We start from the raw sequence: 15,662 nt of genomic DNA, 5'->3' as shown, positions 1-15,662 counted from the left end.
CAGGGGCTAACCAAATTCCGAGGCTATTGTGCGTTGCAGCAGAATCGGGTACCAACCCGGCAACGGGCGCACCATGATTCCTGTCATCGGAGCAAAAACATAATATGCTGACCGCCAAGGACACTGCTGCCGTAACGCCTGCCGCACTGACGGGCCAGGATCTGGATGCTGCACCAATCCGCACCGATCGTGCCAATCGCGTCGATTTCGATACGGTCGTGCGTCTCGATGCGCTGAAGGGACGCAAGCGTTTCCGCGGCACCATGTCGCTCCTGTCACTTACCACGGATGTCGTATCGATCGTCGCCGGCTTCTTTCTGGCGGGGCTCGTCTATCTGGGCAGCATCGAGAACGATCATGCGCTGAACATGGTCGCGGTCTGCGTGCCGATGTTCCTGCTGTTTTCGCTCAACAACAATGCACACAATACCCGCAAGGTGCTCAATCTCACCTCGGGAGTGACGTCGGCAGCCGGCGCGCTCATTCTTGCGGCCGGATGTTTGCTGCTGATTGCGTTCTTCATGAAGATCGGCGCGGAATTCTCGCGCGGGGTGTTCTTCCTGGGCGTGGCGTTCAGCCTGTTCGGTATCATCGCGTCCCGCACGCTTACTCGCATCCTGTTCCGCAAGCGTCTGGACGAGGGCGTCTATGCAATCCTGTGCATTTATGACGGCGTCCCCATGGGCCCCGGCGCCGGGCCGGGTGCCATCGAGGCCAGGTCGATGGGCCTGCATCCCGATCTTGCCAGCGCGGTTGCGGTGAACCGTCTCGGCACGCTGGCCAAGGGGATGGACCGCGTGGTCATTCACTGCGTCCCGGCTGCGCGTGAGGCCTGGGCTCTGGCGCTCAAGACCCTCGATGTCCGATGCGAGATCGTGGTGCCGGAACTCGACAGTTTTGCCGCTCTCAGCATTTCGGAACGCTCTGGCCATACCAGCCTGCTGCTCAACAGCGGTCGCATGGCCTGGAACCACCAGCTGATGAAGCGCGCCTTCGATCTTGCGATTTCGCTGGCTGCGCTGCCGGTGCTTCTTCCCTTTTTCGCCTTGGTGGCGCTCGCGATCAAGCTTGACAGCCGCGGTCCCGTCTTCTTCCGGCAGGAACGCATCGGACTGGGCAACCGGCCGTTCATGATCTGGAAGTTCCGTTCGATGCGCACCGAAGCGTGCGATGCCAATGGCAGCCGCTCGACTTCGCGCGATGACGACAGGATTACCCGTGTCGGGCGCATTCTGCGCAGCACGAGCATCGATGAGCTGCCGCAGATCCTGAACGTGATTTCGGGTGACATGAGCCTGGTCGGCCCGCGCCCGCACGCGTTCGGATCGCGCGCCGAGAACGCGCTGTTCTGGGATATCGATCAGCGGTACTGGCAACGCCATGTGGTCAAGCCCGGCCTCACCGGGCTGGCGCAGATTCGCGGTTTTCGCGGTGCGACCGAGCAGAAGACGGACCTGACCAAGCGGCTGCAGTCCGACCTTGAATATGTGTCTAACTGGAGCCTGATGTCAGACATCCGCATCCTGCTGGGCACCGCCTTCGTGGTCTTCCACAAGAACGCCTTCTGAACGCCAGCCGCCTTCGGATCGTCGTTCTAGCGGCGATCCCTACCGCTGGGTCCCGGCGCTACCCGAATGGCATGGCAAGGGAGTCTAGAGCGTTTTCACTTTGAGCGAAAACGCTCTTGTTTTCTGATGCCGCATTTTCCGAGCCGTTGACCGTAACCGGTCAACTTGAAAATGCTCTAGGCCGGCCCACGTTCCTTGAGCGCTGCAACGATAGCCTTCACGTCCTGGGACTTGCCCTTGGGCACGATCATCACATGCGATCCGTTGGCAATGACGATCAGATCGTCGATGCCGGCAGCCGTCACGGTGACGCCATCGGCGTGGACATGGATGTTGCGGCTGTCGATCAGTATCGCTTCGCCGGCAATCGTGTTGCCTTGCGTATCGGGTGTTCCGATCTCGGCCAGCGCATCCCAGCACCCCACATCCGACCAGCCACAGGCCACGGGTACAATGGCCACGCGATCGGCACGCTCCATGACCGCATAATCGATCGAATCGGACGGACAGGCGGCGAAACGCTCGGCGTTCGGGCGGATCAGCCGCGCCGCCATGTCGCGGCCATCGAGTGCGGCGCGTGCAGCGTGGGCCATGTCGGGGGCATAGCGCGCCAGTTCCTCGAGATAGCGATCGGCCCGCATCAGGAATATGCCCGCATTCCAGGCATGGCTGCCCTCCGCCAGCATAGCTTCGGCCTGATCGCGGGGTGGCTTCTCGATGAATCGCTCGACCTTGCGGACACCGGTCGCGTCATCAAGGCTGTTACCCATCCGGATATAGCCGAAACCGGTTTCAGGGCCCGCAGGCTCGATGCCGAAGGTCACCAGCCAGCCTGCGCGCGCAGCGGGCAGGGCGGCATCGACGGCGTCCAGAAAGGCGGGCAGATCGCGGATGACATGGTCGCTGGGCATCACCAGCATCACCGCGTCACCTGCGCCAGCAGCGATTGCCGCGAGCGCAATGGCAGGGGCGGTGTTGCGAGCGCTCGGCTCCAGGATAATGCGCGCCTCGGCCTGTTCAGGCGCCGAGAGCTCTGCCTCCATCAGCGCAGCGTGCCGCTCTGCGCCGATCACTAGCGCAGGACCGAACCGACCACGATCGCTCGTGCGCGCGAGCGTATCGGCAAACATCGTCCGGCTGGAAGCCAGCGGCAGAAACTGTTTGGGGCTGGTGTCTGTCGAGAGCGGCCAGAGCCGCGTGCCCGATCCGCCGGAAAGAATGACGGGGGTAATCAGGGTCATGAATGCTCTCGTATCAGTTCGCACGCGCCAGCAGCAGGCGTGCGTCCTCGCTTGCCCACAAGCGACTGTCGCTGTCAATTGCCAGACATTCGCCAGCCTGAACCGTGATCGCTGCCGCATCCCGCTCGATTCGTGCGCTCCCCTGTAGCGGAATGACCATCAGTGGGCCGGAGCCATCCAGCCGAGCCGTTGCATCGCTGGTGAGCAGGAGCGAGAAGAACGGGCCTTCGACCAGCCTATGTTCACCCTGCAGATCGACCTTCTGCTGCAGAGCATGGGCATAGGGTTTGGCGCGCGACACGGCGACGGCCTCTTCCAGATGCAGCGCGCGCGGACGGCCATAGTCATAGAGACGATAGGTGATGTCGGCGTTCTGCTGCACTTCGATCAAACTGATCCCCGCCCCGATGGCGTGAATGGTGCCCGCAGGAATGTAGAAAAAGTCGCCGCGCTCAACCGGCTTCCAGTCCATCAGCGCCTCGATCTCGCCTGACATCGCGGCATCGCGCAATTCTTCGGACGATAAGGGGCGATGCGTCCCGATGCCGAGCACGGCGCCGGGCTCCGCATCCAGCACCAGCCAGCATTCTTCCTTGCCGCTCGCCAGACCCATGGCGTGCGCCTGCGCGTCGTTCGGGTGAACCTGCACCGACAGCTTTTCGCTGGTGAAGAGATATTTGACCATCAATGGCAATGCCGGGCCCTGCGCAGCCTCGAACCAGATTTCCCCGATCCGTTCGGCCTGAGCATCGCCGAACGGTGCAGGCAATATCGCCCGCCCCCAGGGCTTGGCCACTTGCCTGGTGGTCAGTTTCTGGCCCCGCTCCACGTAAGTCATCGGCACACAGCGCGCCCGATGCCGGTGCCGTTGTCACGGTTCAACACCATCGGACCTGAATGAGGAAGGGGCGGGGAGATCATGAAAGGGTCAACTGCCGTAAGATGTTGCGCCTGCCCGACCGGCCCGAGAACGGACGTTGGCTCAACGGCGATACCCATGTCGATAGCGCCAAGAAAGCGCAAGTTCAACGCGCTTGCCGATTCTGCAACACGGCTCTGCCGCTGGGAGCCTGGCCGGCGCATTCAGGGCAGACTAGCGCACAGGTGGCGCAAACAGCCTTGGATCGATCGGCTCGCCGACCTTGATCACCTGCCAGAAAACCGTGTTTGCCTTTACCCCATTGTAGAACAGGGTCACCTCGCGCGCCTGAACCCAGCCCGAAGGCAGACGAACAAAATCGTCATAGTGCCGCTCGTGAAAGCCGCGAGGGGTCACGAAGCCCATATAGCGGATATAGTGGCTCTGCCGGTCGATCCCGAACAGGGTAGTCGCACCGTCTGGGGAGATCACGCGCATCAGGGCGATGGCATGGCCGCCCAGATCCCGGTCGGGTGCACGCTCCAGCCTGAAGCCATCGCCCAGCGCTTCGCGGATGATCCCGAACCCGAAGTTGCTCGCCCAATAGGCATCCGCCTGGTCCTTGGGCATCACGCCCTTCTCGGTCCAGGTGGTCGTGCCGTCATAGCCGATCTCGAACAGCAGCTTGCCGTCAGATTTCGCGGTAATCCGCACCTTGCCGTCCGCGCCGTGCGCGGTCTTGCGATCAGGATTCATCGCGCGCCACATGCGATAGTCGTCCGCCGTGCTGCGGGGCTCGGCACTGTCGGGTGCATAGAACACCGCGCGGCCAGCCAGATACAGGGTGGAGGGGTTGAGCCAGGCATCGCCGCCCGCCGCCGCCACTGCTTGCTCCAGAATCACCCGGGCGCTGTCATCAGGCGCAGATGTCTCCGCCTGCGCCGGGCTTGCGATCGCCATGAGGCCAGCCAACACCAGAATCAGCAAGCGCATCATCGCTCCATGCCCTGTCTCCCTTAAGTCTGGGAAGATGCCGCTGAACCTGCATGGGCACAAGTATAATTTGTCCGGACAAATGAGTTGACGTTTCGCTACCGGTGAGGCGTAATGCTTGCCATGTGGCGTCTTGCCTTTCCCTTGTTCAGCTTTATGGCGGCGCCAGTTTCTGCCCCGCCATCCGAGCCGCTTCCGACCGGCACCTTCACCAACGAGGAACAGGTCTATTTCGATGCCGAGGTAGGCGGTACGCCGCCCCCATGGATCGGCGTGCGCATCGAGGTGGCAGAAACCGGCCTGGTCTGGAAGACCATCGATCGCCTAGGCACCGTCCTGGCGAGCACGCCCGTTCAGGCAGGGCAAACAGAATGGATGATCGGGACCTGTGCGCTGACGACGAGGACGGACGCCGATGGTGCGATGGAATTCGTACCGGGCAGCGGCGAATGCACAGGCGTTACCCTGCCTGTCCGGCTTGATCGGACGGCGCTGACGCTGCGACTGGCCGATGGCCGTGAAACCCGGCTGCTGCGCGCACGGCCGTTTACGTGCTGGATGAGCGTCAGGCGCGACAGGCCGAAAAGCGATGGCAGCGATGACTGGCTGTTCCAGCCGGGCATGGCGACCCATGATCAGGGCGGGCGGTTGCGTCTGGGCGGGGGCGATAGCGGTGCGCCTGAGGCGATCATCCGTATCCGCAATGTGGTCTGGCCGCCGCCTTCGCGCAACCGGTCCTCGATCGTGCTCTACGTCTTCACCCCCGATGACATGAACCGGGCGGTGGCTTATGGCTGGGCCGACCCGGGCGCGGTGCGGGTGGGAATCAATCAACGCTGGATGCAGGCCAGCTGTACTTTGGATGGAGCAGAATGATGCAGGCACGCCAGGCCGTCATCCGGGCAACCGGTGGTCCCGAGGTGATCGAATGGCAGACGGTCGACGTTGCTGCCCCCGGCGCGGGCGAGGTGACGTTGCGGCAGACGGCGGTCGGCCTCAACTATATCGACACCTATCACCGGCGCGGCATCTATCCGGTCGATCTGCCGAGCGGGCTGGGCCTTGAGGCAGCAGGCGTGGTCGAGGCGGTCGGCGCGGGCGTCGAGGGGCTGAGCGTCGGCGACCGGGTCGCGACCTTCGGGCCCGCACGCGGAGCCTATGCCGATATTCGCAATGTTGCTGCGGCGAGCCTGTTCAAGCTGCCCGAGGACATTTCCGACGAGACTGCAGCCGCCGCGCTCCTCAAGGGCTGCACCACCGAATTCCTGGTCGAACGCTGCGCACGGGTCGAACCCGGCCAGGCGGTGCTGGTCCATGCCGCCGCTGGCGGCGTCGGGCTGTTGCTGGTGCAATGGCTGAAAGCGATCGGCGCGACCGTGATCGGCACCGTCAGCAGCGAGGAAAAGGCAGCGCTGGCCAAGGAGGCCGGGGCCGACCATATCGTCTTCTACACCCGCGAGGATACGGCGAAGCGCGTGCGCGAGCTCACCGGCGGCGCGGGCGTGCGCGTGGTTTATGACGGCGTCGGGCTCGATACCTGGGAGGCTTCGCTCGACAGCACCGGACGGCGCGGGCTGATCGTGTCTTATGGCAATGCCAGCGCGCCGGTTACCGGCATCAGCCTTGGCATTCTCGCCACCAAGGGCTCGCTCTACAACACCCGGCCGACGCTGTTCGATTATTATGCCGATCCGGCCGAACGCGAAGCGGGCGCCGCGCGGTTGTGGCAGATGATCCGCGCCGGCAAGGTCAAGGTGACCATCGGCCAGACCTATCCGCTGGAGCAGGCCGAACAGGCGCATCGCGATCTGGAAAGCCGGGCAACCAGCGGATCGACGCTGCTGATGCCCTGAGCGAGGCAGGGGCCGGGCGCAGGCTCAGAAGCGCCCGGTTTCGATCAGCTCGATCAGCTCGCCCGAAGGCCCGCGGACGGTGGCGGCCATGTTGCCCATGTACAGATCGCCATGGCGCAGCACCGGCGGGGTCAGGAACTCGACATCGAGATCGTCGAAGCTCTCCACCGCCAGCGTCACCAGCGCGTTGCCCGGCGGCAGCATCTCGGCATGGCTTGGGCGATCGGTCGCCTCGGCGGGATAATCGTCGATCTCGAGGATCGGCAGCCGTTCGTTCTGCACCATGGTAATGACCGACTGGGTTCCGGCCGGCTTGCCGAACGCGGCGTTGATCATCGTGTATTCGAGCGTGTAGCTCTCCCCTTCGTCGAGACGCAGGGCATGGCGATACCAGTCGACTGCGGCCATGCGGTCCTTCGCCGCCAGGATCACGATGAAGACATGGTCGGTCAGGCTGTGCGCCTTGGGCAGATCGGACGAGGGCGTGTCCATCGCCACCTCGTTCAGATAGATCATCTCGTCGCCGCGCCCCAGCACCTGCATGGGGATGAAATAGGGCAGGCCCGCAATTTCCCTGGGCGGGCCGATGACGCGAAAGCCGCTGCCGTCGAGCCGGTCGGGCCAGCCGAACACGTCCCTGACCGTCAGCTCATAGGCGGCCCAGCCAAAGGTGCGGGTCGGCCTGAACCCGGGAACATCGGGCTGCTCGACCAGCCGGATGAAGCAATGCGCGCCGCTTTGCGGGCGCAGCATCGCATAAGGCAAACCGGCGCTGCCTGCGCAGCCCCAGCTTGCGGCGAGGTCCGCAGGCAGCGGTCCCTGCTCGACCAGATCGAGCCCCAGCCGCCCCTGATAGTCGGCGAGCGATCCAGCAAGATCGGGCGTTACCGCCACACCGCCCATGATCTTTCCGTGCTTCGGATGATGCGACATGGCGTCAGAACTCCGGCTTGCGCTTGGACAGGAAGGCAGCGACGCCTTCGCGAAAATCGGGACCGTCAAATGCGTCGGCGAACTGGGCCAGGGTTTCGGCGTCATCCTCGGCCTGGCCGTGCAGGATGCGTGCGATCATCGCCTTGCTGGCGTGCACGCTGTGCGGCGAGACGCTGGCGACGGTCGCCGCAAGCGCGGTTGCTGCGGCTCCGGCATCCTCCGCCAGCTCGTCGATCAGGCCGATGCGGTGGGCCTCCGCGGCGTCGACCAGCCCGGCGGTGAACAGGATGCGCTTGGCCGCTGCCGGGCCGACCAGATCGACCAGCAGCTTGGTGTCGTGCAGCGAATAGACCAGGCCAAGCTTCGCGGGTGTGATGCCGAAGCGCGCCGTTGGCGTGGCGATGCGGAAATCGCAGGCGAGCGACAGGCCGCAGCCGCCGCCGATGCAATCGCCCTCGATCTGCGCGATCACCGGCTTGGGTGCGCGTGCCAGCGTCTCCATCGCGCGGCGGATTGCGGCCTGGTTGCGGATGCGCCAGTCGGCGTTCTGCGCGCCGGCCCCGAACTCTGCGATATCTGCGCCCGCGCTGAACGCGCCCGGCACGCTCGCGCGAAGGATCATCACGCGGATATCGGGGTTGAGCATAGCCCGGTCGACCAGCTCGGGCAGGGCCTCCCACATCGCTTGCGTGAACGCATTGCGCTTGTCGGGCCGCTCGATGATCAGGTGCGCGATAGCGCCGTGGAGGGTGAGAGAGAGCGCCATCACTCCTCTCCCTTTACGGGAGAGGACAGGCTTGGCTTGGCGGCTTGCCGCCAAGCAAGCCTTGGAGAGGGCCCAGCGCCACCGTCGGGGACAATCCCCCTCTCCCAGCTCCGGCTAGGCGGCACAGCCGCCAAGCCTGCGCAACCCTTTCCCTCGAGGGGAGAGGGGGAGGTGCGCACGCCGCTCATGCCGGCACCGTTTGCGTGAAATGCTGCGCGATGGCGCGGCGCGTCGTCACCCAGACGTCAGGCTTCCTGCGGACATGGCGGAAGAATTCCTCGAGCGCCCAGATGCGCCCCGGACGCCCGATGATGCGCAGGTGCAGGCCGAGCGACATCATCTTCGGGTGACCGTCTTCCCCTTCGGCATAGAGCTGGTCGAAGCAGCGCACCGCGTAATCGAGCCACTGGGTCGGCGTTATCGCAGGGTCGGTCCACATCTTCATGTCGTTGGTGTCCAGCTGATAGGGCATGATGACCATCGGCTTTTCGGGCACGGTCTCGCGATCCCAATAGGGAATATCGCCCGAATAATCGTCCATGTGATACTCGAACCCGGCCTCGCTCAGCAACCGGCGGGTATTGTCGGTATGCAGATAGCGCGACAGCCAGCCATAGGGGCGCGTGCCAGTGGTTTTCTCGATCGACGCCACGGCCCTGGCGATGAAATCGCGCTCGGTGGCCTCGTCCATCTTGAACTGGTGCACCCATCGCCAGCCATGGCTGACCGGTTCGTGGCCGAGTTCGACAATCGCCTCGGCAATCTCGGGATGGTTTTCCAGCGCCATCGCCGCGACAGTCCAGCTTGCCATGATGTCATAGCGCTTCAGCAGCTTGACCACGCGCGGCGCGCCCGCCTTGATGCCGTAGAGATAATTGCTCTCGTTGCCATAGTTGCGGATGGCGGACTTCACGAACACGCCCAGCTCGTCGACCGGCTCCATGCCCCGGTCGCCGCGCGCGATCGTCATCTCGCTGCCTTCCTCGACATTGACCACGACGCTGAGCGCGAGCTTTGCGCTGCTGGGCCAGTCGATCCGTTCTTCCTTCATGGTCAGTGCATCTCCTCGCCGCCGCTCACGTTGAGCGCCTCGCCGGTCACGTAAAAGGCATCATCGCTTGCCAGCCAGGCGCAGGCCGACGCGGTGTCGCTGGCAAGGCCCGGACGGCCCATCGGGTTCTTCGCCTTCATGTTGGCGAGGTAAGCCTCGACACTGGCAAAGCCCAGAAGCTTCGAGAAATACGCGTTCTGCTGTGCCCCCAGGCCGGTTGTGACATGGTTGGGGCAGACCGCATTCACGGTAATGCCATGCGCGCCGAGTTCCACCGCGCTCGCCCGGGTGAGCCCGACCATGCCGTGCTTGGAGCTGACATAGGCGGGCAGGTGCGGAAAGCCGGTCTTGGCGGCCTGGCTCGCGATGTTGATGATCCGCCCACCGCGCTTCCCTGCGATCATCGCCTTTGCCGCGGCCTGGGTGCAGTAGAACGCGCCGGACAGGTTGACGGCGAGCACCTGGTTCCAGTCCGCCGGATCGACATCGAGCAGCGGCTTCATCATGAAGCCGATCCCGGCATTGTTGACGAAAATGTCGACCGAACCGAATGCGGAACGTGCACCATCGACCAGCGCGCGGCATTCCTCGACTTTCGCGACATTGCAGGCGATGCTCGTGACCTTCGCGCCGCGCGAGCGCAGCTCGTCTGCCACCTCTTCGGCTTCGGCGTCGATGGCAAGGTCGGAGAGAACGCAGTTCGCGCCCTCGTCGGCAAAGCGCTGCAGGATCGCCTGACCCAGCCCCTTGTGCTTGCCCGAACCGGTAACGACGATCGTTTTCCCCTCGAACCGGCGCATCACAGATCCTCGGTCAGGATGAACTGAGGTGCATCGGCATAATCCTGGAAGGGGGCGGCCATCGCCTGGAATTCGGGTGTGCTGATCTCTGCGACGAACGGCTCCATGGCCGGAATGTCGATGATCTCGATATATTGATAGGGCGCGGCGGCATCGGACCCGAACAGCCCGGTCGCGCGGTGCACGGTGAAACTGGTCACCGATGACAGCGCATTGACCCCCGGAATGTCGCGGGTGCGCGCCCAGGTCTCATAATCGCTGATCGAGACGCCGGGCTTCAGGTTGAACAGCACGATGATCTTCATGACGAGACTCCTTCAGGCGAAAGCATGGGCGGGCGATAGGCGGCAAGCGCCGCATCGAGCGTGCGGGCGCGGGCGACCAGGGCGCTTTCCTGCCCGGGCAGGGCAATGATCTGCACGCCGACCGGCAGGCCATGCTCGCTGAACCCGGCGGGCAGGCCGATCGCGGGCAGGCCTGCGACATTGGCGAGGCAGGTGAAATCGGCCTGATTGGCGGGCGCGGCAACGGAATGGGCAAAGGCGGTTTGCGGCGCGGTGGGCAGCAGCATCGGTCCGTGCTTCGCGATGGCGTTGCGCAGCGCATCGGCAGTTTCGGCGAGCACCTTCTGGTCCTCGGCCCAATCCGCATCGCTGCGGCGTGGGCCATAGGCGATCAGCTTGCGGAGGTGATCGGAGAGCAGCGCCGGGTCGGCATCGGCGAAATGGGCCGCCATGAAGCGTACGGTCTTGATGAACCCGGCAAAGCGCACGCGCGAGAGCGGATGGGGCAGGGCGAACTCGCTCACATCGCCACAGGCCGCGCGGGCGCTGGCGAAGGCGTTCAGCACGGCGGGTTGGCATTCCACGCCGCCCATATCGGGCAGGGTCGCCCAGCCCGACGGTGCGGCCTTTTCGCCAACATCGGACATGACGCGGGCCACGCGCTCCAGCAGGTCGAGCGAGCGGGCGAGGGGACCGATCGCGTCGAAATCGGGTTCGGCGAGTTCCAGCCCTAGCTGGCTGACGTGCGTTTGCGCCGGCTTGAAGCCATAGACGCCGCAATAGGCCGCCGGGATACGGATCGAGCCCATGGTGTCGGTGCCGAGCGCCGCATCGCACAGCCCCGCCGCCACCGCCGCGCCGCTGCCGCCGGACGAGCCGCCGGGGGTATGGCCCATGCGGTGCGGATTGTGCGTCGGCCCGAACCAGGGATTGTCGGTCTTTGCGCCGAGCGCGGCTTCCTCCATGTTGAGCATGCCGGTGATGCTCGCCCCGGCAGTGCGCAGCTTCGCGACCACCTCTGCGTCCTCGCCGGCGACCCGATCCTGGAACAGCGCCATTCCGGCGGTCCAGTGCAGGCCCCGGACAGCGATATTCGCCTTCACGCCGATGGTGATACCGGAAAGCGGGCCATCGGCTGCGGTCGCATCGGGCGCGTGTTCGACAAAGGCGTTGAAGGGGTCGAGCATGGTCAAAATCCTCCCCGATCCGGGGAGGGGGACCGCGAAGCGGTGGAGGGGAAGCGGGATTGTGCTTTCATGGAAAGTTTCACACGCACGCTACCCCTCCACCATTCGCTTCGCGAACGGTTCCCCTCCCCATGCTGGGGAGGATCAACAGTCGCATCCCCCTCACAATCCCCGCTCGTCGATCAGGCGGATAGGCTTCTGCCGCACCTCGATCTGGGTCAGCGCCGCCGTACCTCCGGGTGCGACCAGATCGACCTGCACCTCAACCCCCAGGCCCCGGCGCATCAGTTCGGCGAGCTCGCCGGTGTCGGTGCCGCCCCGGCTTTCCAGCGTCACGGTCATGTCATCGCGCTGGCTGGCCGGATCGCGCACCACGCGGCAGACGAACTCGCCGGTGAGATCGCTGCGGTTCTCGATCAGGGCTCCGATCGCATGCGGAAAGACGTTGATGCCGCGCAGCTTGACCATGTTGTCGCTGCGCCCCTTGAAGCCCGCGATCCGCTTGAACGCCATGCCGGTGGCATTGGTCCCGGTCAGTTCATGCGTGATGTCGTGCGTGTTGAAGCGGATGCACGGCGCGACATCGTCCTTGAACAGGCAGGTGACGACCATGTCGCCGGTCTCGCCGGGGGCGACCGGCTGGCCGCTGTCAATGTCGAGCAGTTCCAGATATTGCGCGTCTTCCCAGACATAGAGGCCGTCGCGTTCGGGTCCTTCGCCCGCGATCGATCCGGTATCGCCGACGCCATACCAGTCGAAAGCCTTGGCCCCACCCCAGGCGGCTTCCACAGATGCGCGGTCCTCGGTGCCAAGATGGCCGACGATCATGCGGATGTTGATCCGGTCGAGCAGCTGTTCGGCTACCGCGGTATCGGCGAGCTTGCGGATATAGTCGACGAAACCGACCAGCACGGTGACGCCGAAATCGGCCATCAGATTGACCTGACCCAGCGAGCGCGTCTCAATGCCTGTCCCGGCGGAAAGGAACAGCGAGTTGGTGAAATGGGTAACGGCCTCGCGAATATAGTGGCCGCCGTTGATCATGCCATGGCCGTAGACCGACTGGATGACGTCGCTCGGCTGCAGCCCCTGCCAGCGGTACATGCGCCCGACCAGCAGGTTGGTGATTTCGCGCCCCTTGGGCCCGAACAGCAACGCCTGGGGGCGGCCCGTCGTGCCCGATGTGGTGTGGAAGATCGACGGCGCACGCGAAGGATCTCGCATGTCGATCCCGGCGAAATCGCCGAAGGGCGGGTGATCGGCGATCGAGGCCATCAGGTCGGATTTGTCATAGACCGGCAGCTTGGTGATGTCGGCAAGGCCCTGGATGTCGCCCGGCTCGATCCCAGCCTGGCCCCAGAGGCGCTGGTAGAAGGGGATCTGCCAGCCGCGCTGCATCAGGCGACGGAATTGCCGGTCCTGGATCGCGAACAGCTCGTCACGGCTCATGCCCGTGTAGCGCTGGGTAAACGCATCGCCGACCGGGTAATCGGCCAGCATCTGTCTGGCGTCAAAGGCTTCGAAATAGCTGGGGAAGGTCATTGCGGCTCCCTGCCACGGGGGTGAGTGAAATAGGCGAGCGGATCATCCAACAGCCGCGCATCGGGCACATCCTCCGCCAGCTCGCGCGCCAGGGCCCGCTTGTCGGCGGTGCCTTGCGCCGAGAGCGGAGCATCCGGGCTGCCGAGCGTGTGCGGGATGACGCGTTCGATCGTGCTGCCGTCGGTCAGGCGCACGATCAGCCGCTGCGGGAACAGCGCATTGGGATCGGGATTGTCGTCGATGGTGATCGTCAGGCGGCCTGCCAGCGTGCGAATCGCAGGATCGGCAAGCGTTCCGGGCACGAAGCGGCGCGGGTCGATGCGGCCGTTGGTGAGGATCAGCGCGGTCAGCAACGGCAGGCACAGCCGCGCATAGGCCGGGGTCATCTCGGCGACCGGCGGACGCCCCACGAGTCGCGCGATCAGCGGCGGGACAAAAGCCTCGATGGATGCGACCGAAGCCGGATCGAGCTCAAGATCGGCAAGCGTGCCCAGCACCGCATGGCTGGCACGGCCCGAGGGATAGGGTTTCACGCTGATCTTGGCGATGCGCCAGATGCGGCCCAGACCGCGGGTGTAGCTGGCAAGATCGCCCTGGTCGATCAGCCGGAAATAGCCAAACGGCCCTTCGAGCGCATCGTGCGGGCCGGTGAGGCCCTCCCTGACCAGATCGACTGCGGCAATGGCGGCGCGCGCTGCATTGGCGATCTGCAACGGCAGCGCGATCGACCCTTCGACATGGGCCTGCATCGTGCCGGCGAGCGACGAATAGGCGAGGCCCAGCACGTCCTCGAGGGGTTCGACGGCTTCTATCCGCGCCACCGCCAGCGCCGCGCCGATGCATCCGGCGGTGGCGGGGCGGAAGAAGGTGAGGGGGCTGGTCGTGGCGAGACCAAGTCCGGCGGCGATATCGACTCCGATGGCGAGCGCGGTCAGCGCCGCGTCGGGATCACAGCCGCCCATCCGGTCGATGCTGGCGCCGAGCGCAGCGGTGACCACCGACATTGCATGCACCACGGCGGGTTCATGCACCGCGTCCCATTCGAGGCAGTGGATGCGGAAACCGTTGACGAACGCGGCCGAGGCGGCGGGAAGGCGTTCGTCCGACCCGATCAGCCGCGCGTCCTCGCCGGTGCCCCAGCGGCGCGCAGCGGCTAGCACGCCCTCGGCGCCCGGTGCGGTCGTCCCCGCTGCGCCCACGGCCAGCGTATCGCCGAGCAGGTGGAGCGCGGCGGCGCGCACCTGGGGCGGCAGCTGATGCTCGGCGCGCACGAACGCCAGGAGGTCGCTTGTCGCGGTCATTCCAGCCAGTCCTCCAGCAGGGCCAGCAGCGGGCCGACGCTGGTATCATTGAGCGCGATCTCGGCCGCGCGTTCAGCTTCCACGGGCTTGAGCCCGCCCCAGCTGACCAGACTGTCGAGCTTGGCGCGCAGCATCTCAGGGCCAGCGGGCCGCTCGGGATCGCCGCGCGTGTCGGCGAGGGTGACGACCGCATCGTCGCTGGTCACGCGCGCGCCGAAATGCTGCGGATAGGCGGCTGTGAACTCCGCAGCCTGGTGCACGGTCACCTGCGCGCGCTGGTCGGAAAGTGCAGCGATGGCGTCAGGCGTGAAATCCTCGGGCGTAGCACTCCGGCCATCGGCAATGACTGCCACCGCATGCTGAATCGAGAATTTGGCATCGAGCTCGGTCACCGGGTGTGGACGGTCGCAGAATTTCAGGGCATCGGCATAGGTTTCGACCGTCACAGGCAGGTGCAGCTTGCCCGCCTCGCGAAGTTCCAGTGCGGCGTCGATCGCCGGATGCGCATGGCGGCACGCGGCCCAGGGCTTGAAGCTTACCGCATGGATCAGCCATTCCTCGCCCAGCGCCATCGGTTTCGGCTCGCGCACCATCGCGGCATACAGACCCTGCTCGCCCTCGAGCGCCTGGGCCGGCCCGGTAAAGCCCTCGCGCGCCAGCCGGGCGAGCCACAGACCCTCCAGCGCGGCGCGCGCGGCGTGCATCGCCTTGGTCATCACGTCCTCGTGGCGCATCCGCCACAGCCCGCCGGCGACTGAAGCGGCATTGCCCAGCGCCCAGCCGGTCGCTGCCTCGTCGAGCGCGAAGATCGAGGCTGCCGCTGCCGCGCCGCCAAAGCCGCCTGCGGTCGATGTGGGGTGAAAATGCGCATAATGGTGCGCATCGAAGGTCGCACCGATTGCGATCATCGCCTCATAGCCGCGCACCGCGCCGTCGAGCAGCGCGTCCATGCCGCATTTTTCCTGCCGCGCGGCGGACAGGGCTGCGGGCCAGATCACAGGGCCTGGGTGGAGCAGGGCGGCGCGGTGGACATCGTCCATCTCCAGCACATTGCCCAGCAGCGCGGCACGGGTCAGCATGTCGGGCTCGGCCATGCGCGCGACGGCGGCGACCGGGGCCTGGCGCGCACCGGCCACACAGGCCAGCCAGTCGAGCAGGTGCAGCCGCGCCCGCGCGCGGTCGCTTTCATTTGGCGAACGGGCCAAATGTGCGCTAAGCCGCTGGATGAGGCTCGCGGTGGTCATGCAACGGCATCCGCAGAGCGACGATGGAGCAGGAGCACGC

The 15,662-nt window shown here is 65.3% G+C and carries 15 protein-coding genes; 3 read left to right on the top strand and 12 right to left on the bottom strand.

The annotated features are described in order from the left end of the window. Positions 1 to 104 precede the first annotated feature (104 nt). On the top strand, positions 105 to 1,568 hold the full coding sequence (locus C7451_RS20230) for an exopolysaccharide biosynthesis polyprenyl glycosylphosphotransferase (protein ID WP_110298331.1): 1,464 nt from the start codon (positions 105 to 107) through the stop codon (positions 1,566 to 1,568). A 176-nt stretch (positions 1,569 to 1,744) separates the two neighbouring features. Here C7451_RS20230 and C7451_RS07360 read toward each other — a convergent pair whose 3' ends face one another. From C7451_RS07360 to C7451_RS07350, 3 genes are all read right to left on the bottom strand, one after another. Then, a complete protein-coding gene (locus tag C7451_RS07360) occupies positions 1,745 to 2,809 on the bottom strand; it encodes a mannose-1-phosphate guanylyltransferase/mannose-6-phosphate isomerase (protein WP_110298330.1) in 1,065 nt (354 codons plus the stop codon). A gap of 13 nt (positions 2,810 to 2,822) precedes the next feature. Next, positions 2,823 to 3,647 carry a class I mannose-6-phosphate isomerase gene (locus C7451_RS07355; RefSeq protein ID WP_110298329.1) on the bottom strand — a complete coding sequence of 275 codons (825 nt, stop codon included), beginning with the start codon at positions 3,645 to 3,647 and terminating at the stop codon, positions 2,823 to 2,825. Between the two features lie 255 nt (positions 3,648 to 3,902). After that, the gene (locus C7451_RS07350; protein WP_110298328.1) at positions 3,903 to 4,664 is read right to left on the bottom strand and encodes a hypothetical protein; all 762 of its coding nucleotides are present in this window, start codon (positions 4,662 to 4,664) and stop codon (positions 3,903 to 3,905) included. Between the two features lie 120 nt (positions 4,665 to 4,784). On the opposite strand from C7451_RS07350, the gene C7451_RS07345 reads away from it, so the two are divergent. Next, complete coding sequence (locus C7451_RS07345) at positions 4,785 to 5,537, top strand: hypothetical protein (RefSeq protein WP_146215305.1); 753 nt, start codon at positions 4,785 to 4,787, stop codon at positions 5,535 to 5,537. Next, positions 5,537 to 6,514: a quinone oxidoreductase family protein gene (locus C7451_RS07340; protein ID WP_167398483.1), complete on the top strand. Its 978-nt coding sequence runs from the start codon at positions 5,537 to 5,539 to the stop codon at positions 6,512 to 6,514. The genes C7451_RS07345 and C7451_RS07340 overlap by 1 nt, the downstream gene beginning before the upstream one ends. Positions 6,515 to 6,538: 24 nt before the next feature. Here C7451_RS07340 and C7451_RS07335 read toward each other — a convergent pair whose 3' ends face one another. The 9 genes from C7451_RS07335 to C7451_RS07295 form a co-directional block, all read right to left on the bottom strand. Beyond that, positions 6,539 to 7,447: a VOC family protein gene (locus C7451_RS07335; protein ID WP_110298325.1), complete on the bottom strand. Its 909-nt coding sequence runs from the start codon at positions 7,445 to 7,447 to the stop codon at positions 6,539 to 6,541. Between the two features lie 4 nt (positions 7,448 to 7,451). Further along, complete coding sequence (locus tag C7451_RS07330; protein WP_110298324.1) at positions 7,452 to 8,213, bottom strand: enoyl-CoA hydratase/isomerase family protein; 762 nt, start codon at positions 8,211 to 8,213, stop codon at positions 7,452 to 7,454. A 184-nt stretch (positions 8,214 to 8,397) separates the two neighbouring features. Next, entirely contained in the window at positions 8,398 to 9,264 is an 867-nt protein-coding gene (locus tag C7451_RS07325) for a polysaccharide deacetylase family protein (RefSeq protein WP_110298323.1), read from the bottom strand. A 2-nt stretch (positions 9,265 to 9,266) separates the two neighbouring features. After that, positions 9,267 to 10,064 carry an SDR family NAD(P)-dependent oxidoreductase gene (locus tag C7451_RS07320; protein ID WP_167398467.1) on the bottom strand — a complete coding sequence of 266 codons (798 nt, stop codon included), beginning with the start codon at positions 10,062 to 10,064 and terminating at the stop codon, positions 9,267 to 9,269. Then, positions 10,064 to 10,369 carry an REDY-like protein HapK gene (locus C7451_RS07315; RefSeq protein WP_110298321.1) on the bottom strand — a complete coding sequence of 102 codons (306 nt, stop codon included), beginning with the start codon at positions 10,367 to 10,369 and terminating at the stop codon, positions 10,064 to 10,066. The genes C7451_RS07320 and C7451_RS07315 overlap by 1 nt, the downstream gene beginning before the upstream one ends. Beyond that, positions 10,366 to 11,535 carry an amidase gene (locus C7451_RS07310; protein ID WP_110298320.1) on the bottom strand — a complete coding sequence of 390 codons (1,170 nt, stop codon included), beginning with the start codon at positions 11,533 to 11,535 and terminating at the stop codon, positions 10,366 to 10,368. Before C7451_RS07310 ends, C7451_RS07315 begins: the two co-directional genes overlap by 4 nt. 162 nt (positions 11,536 to 11,697) lie before the next feature. Beyond that, entirely contained in the window at positions 11,698 to 13,077 is a 1,380-nt protein-coding gene (locus C7451_RS07305; RefSeq protein ID WP_110298319.1) for a phenylacetate--CoA ligase family protein, read from the bottom strand. Beyond that, entirely contained in the window at positions 13,074 to 14,378 is a 1,305-nt protein-coding gene (locus C7451_RS07300; protein ID WP_110298318.1) for an MmgE/PrpD family protein, read from the bottom strand. The genes C7451_RS07305 and C7451_RS07300 overlap by 4 nt, the downstream gene beginning before the upstream one ends. Then, positions 14,375 to 15,622, bottom strand: a complete 1,248-nt coding sequence (locus tag C7451_RS07295; protein WP_110298317.1) for an MmgE/PrpD family protein — start codon at positions 15,620 to 15,622, stop codon at positions 14,375 to 14,377. Before C7451_RS07295 ends, C7451_RS07300 begins: the two co-directional genes overlap by 4 nt. Between the last annotated feature and the right edge of the window lie 40 nt (positions 15,623 to 15,662).

Source organism: Blastomonas natatoria, from assembly GCF_003201955.1.
Taxonomy (GTDB): domain Bacteria; phylum Pseudomonadota; class Alphaproteobacteria; order Sphingomonadales; family Sphingomonadaceae; genus Blastomonas; species Blastomonas natatoria.
The sequence above is the reverse complement of the archived record's forward strand: the minus strand, read 5'-3'. Positions and strand labels throughout refer to the sequence as shown.